Origin of the sequence: Microcystis sp. M49636_WE2, from assembly GCF_030065375.1 — a bacterium.
In the GTDB taxonomy this organism is placed as follows: Bacteria; Cyanobacteriota; Cyanobacteriia; order Cyanobacteriales; family Microcystaceae; genus Microcystis; species Microcystis aeruginosa_C.
This window is the reverse complement of the sequence record NZ_JASJFG010001029.1, coordinates 1-2,654: the sequence shown is the minus strand read 5'-3', so window position 1 is coordinate 2,654 and position 2,654 is coordinate 1. Positions and strand designations below refer to the sequence as shown.

5 protein-coding genes and 1 pseudogene are annotated in these 2,654 nt (G+C 37.6%); 2 read left to right on the top strand and 4 right to left on the bottom strand.

Features of this window, described 5'->3' with window-relative positions:
• A partial coding sequence (locus PX484_RS23595; RefSeq protein ID WP_288105841.1) for a Uma2 family endonuclease occupies positions 1-409 on the bottom strand: 409 nt, incomplete at its 3' end.
• 403 nt (positions 410-812) lie between these two features.
• On the opposite strand from PX484_RS23595, the gene PX484_RS23590 reads away from it, so the two are divergent.
• Both PX484_RS23590 and PX484_RS23585 read left to right on the top strand, forming a co-directional pair.
• Positions 813-1,073: a hypothetical protein gene (locus PX484_RS23590; protein ID WP_287765261.1), complete on the top strand. Its 261-nt coding sequence runs from the start codon at positions 813-815 to the stop codon at positions 1,071-1,073.
• A 227-nt stretch (positions 1,074-1,300) separates the two neighbouring features.
• On the top strand, positions 1,301-1,552 hold the full coding sequence (locus PX484_RS23585) for a PEP-CTERM sorting domain-containing protein (RefSeq protein WP_287765264.1): 252 nt from the start codon (positions 1,301-1,303) through the stop codon (positions 1,550-1,552).
• A 45-nt stretch (positions 1,553-1,597) separates the two neighbouring features.
• Here PX484_RS23585 and PX484_RS23580 read toward each other — a convergent pair whose 3' ends face one another.
• From PX484_RS23580 to PX484_RS26155, 3 genes and pseudogenes are all read right to left on the bottom strand, one after another.
• Positions 1,598-2,014, bottom strand: a complete 417-nt coding sequence (locus PX484_RS23580; RefSeq protein WP_002771490.1) for a type II toxin-antitoxin system VapC family toxin — start codon at positions 2,012-2,014, stop codon at positions 1,598-1,600.
• Positions 2,011-2,448 carry a hypothetical protein gene (locus PX484_RS23575; RefSeq protein ID WP_002771492.1) on the bottom strand — a complete coding sequence of 146 codons (438 nt, stop codon included), beginning with the start codon at positions 2,446-2,448 and terminating at the stop codon, positions 2,011-2,013. Before PX484_RS23575 ends, PX484_RS23580 begins: the two co-directional genes overlap by 4 nt.
• Positions 2,449-2,513: 65 nt before the next feature.
• Positions 2,514-2,654, bottom strand: a pseudogene (locus PX484_RS26155) (Uma2 family endonuclease); the annotation flags it as partial.

The window sequence follows — 2,654 nt, the reverse complement described above, 5'->3', positions numbered from 1 at the left end:
CACCCAAATCATTTTTATCGGGATTATAAATGTAGTATTCTTCCACACCATAACGGTCATAAAACAGTAGTTTTCTGGTCATTTCCGTTTGGGTATTACCCGGAGAGAGAATTTCAAAAACCACTTGCGGGGGGATATTGTTCTCTTTCCACTGTTGATAGGAACCTCTTTCGCCTTTTGGTCTGCCAAAAGCTACCATGACATCAGGCGCTTGTCGAGTCTTATTATCTCCCTCCACGGGATACCAGAGTAAATCACCAGCGACAAAAACATCGGCATTATTGGCAAATAACCAGTCTAAATTCGCTTTAATCGTCGTAATCCAGCGAAATTGTCTTGTATTGTCGGCCATGGGTTTACCATCGCTATCGGGATAGACTATCTGAGTTGGATTCGGTGATGTAACCATAGGTTCACCCCAGTTGTTTCTTTAAGGCTAACAGCAAAAACTATTCCCCGATCATTAACTATCCCGCTTTCGTCTTGACTACCCGATCACCTATCGCTAGAGCTTGCCAAAACCCTACTATCTTATCATAGTTCAGTTCGAGCGAGCAGATTTTTTAATTAGTTTTACTGATGATTAAAAAAAAAAAATAAACGGGACTTATAATTATTCGCCTCTACAATCTAAGCATCAGCCCTAACCAGTGCTAAATTTTCTGACATCCAAGCCTGATTAATGGTTTTGGTGTCTCTAGGTGTATTTTTCTCCAGTATTCACCTATTTATCAACTCTATCTAACTCGAACTAAGTTTCGGGCAGATATTCACTATCGACTCTGTACCATCATTTTCACACGAGGTAGATCATGGCTATCATCTATGTCAAAACGGGCGCGACAGGTAAGGGACTTGGGAATAGTGCTTTTGGCAGTTTAGCGGTCGCCATTACCACTATTTCGACTTTTTCCACCTTATTTAGTCCAATGATCGCTCAAGCTGCCAATATCACATTTAATTTTGAAGGAGTTGTTGATCTTTCCAATATTGGTGGTTTAAATAATACTCCGCTAAAAGGTATGTTATTCTTTGATTCTACTTTACCAATGGCTCTGGCAACGAAACTATAAGCATAGAACGTTCTAGTTATGGTCCCTTCTCCTTATCTTTCTCTGTAGGAGGAAATCCTTTTAGTATCACCACTACTTCAGCTGATGTTTACGGGATTACTATTGACAATAATCGCTTTGGAGTAGATAACTATATAGTCTTGGTTTTTGACAATTTAGGATTTGGAAATTTGTTGGGTCGCACTGTCCGAGATTTTCGATTTATCTTAACAGATGTTTCCGCCTCAATGTTTACCGATACCTCACTCCCTCTATTCACTAACTTTTTCAGTTCAGTTGATTCTAATTTTGGATCTTTAGGTTATACACCTATTTCAGGAGAACCTTCTTTGAGTTTGTTGAATATTACTTTGTTATCGACTAATACAGTGTCATCTCCCTCTGTTCCAGAACCTTCTACAATTCTAGGAATAGTAACACTCGGATTAGGTGCAGTGCTGTCTAAAAAGCGCAATCAAGACGACAATAATGATGATTAATGAGTTCTTGAAGGGACGTAAGTTATGAGGTTTACTTTCCCTGAATCAATAATGCCAATTTTCTACTTTAAGTCCCTGAAATTCTCTATAATCTGAGACATTATTAGTGACTAAAATAAGTTGATTAACACAGGCAACTGCCGCAATTTGACCATCAGCAAAAGGCGGTGTTTTGCCCAATTTAACAAGACGGGATCTTTCTTGTGCGTGCCAGGTGGAGGCGTTATGATCATAAGATAATAAAGGTAATATTAATTCAGTCTCTTGGAGATATTCCTCAATATTTCTTCGTTTTTTTGAGTCAGGAAGACGATAACATCCAAATAGAAGCTCATGCCAAACAACTGTCGCTGTAGCGATTTCTTGCTGATGTTCAAGTAATTTTTCCATAACCTTTGTATTCGGTTGAGGTCGTAAAGGCTCTGATAAGATATTACTATCGAGTAAAAAACGTAAACTCACCAAATTACCTCGCTTCCTGATGATAAATCACGCACTCCCTCTAAAAGTTCTTCTGATTCAATACCATCTTGTTCTAGATTATGTTCTTGGCGAAATTTTTGAATAAATTCTCCAAAACCCAACTGTGTTTGACCGATATTTGGATTATTATTAAGTCGCTCAATTTTTTTTACATTCTTAGCTAAATCTTCCTCTGTCTGCTCTAGATAAACTGGATAGCCTTGGTCACTTTCTTCAGATTCAGTAGCTAACTCAGGAGAACTTTTAAATAAACCTGTTAACGAATCATATTCATTTTTATCTTGATTATTTTTAGGAGTTTTGCTAAGTATAAAAACCTCAACAACTTCACCCACATTTAATTCAGGGGTGGCAATTTCAATTTTATTACCAGGTAAAACCTGAGTGCTTATATGTAAAGTATCTCGTGTCATTTTTTAACAACTAAATAAGGTAAGGGATTTGACTTCTAGTATAAACCGCCATCATGAAAACAATATTCGAGCCGATTTTCCCGACGAATACAGCCACCCAAATCATTTTTATCGGGATTATAAATGTAGTATTCTTCCACACCATAACGGTCATAAAACAGTAGTTTTCTGGTCATTTCCGTTTGGGTATTACCCGGAGAGAGAAT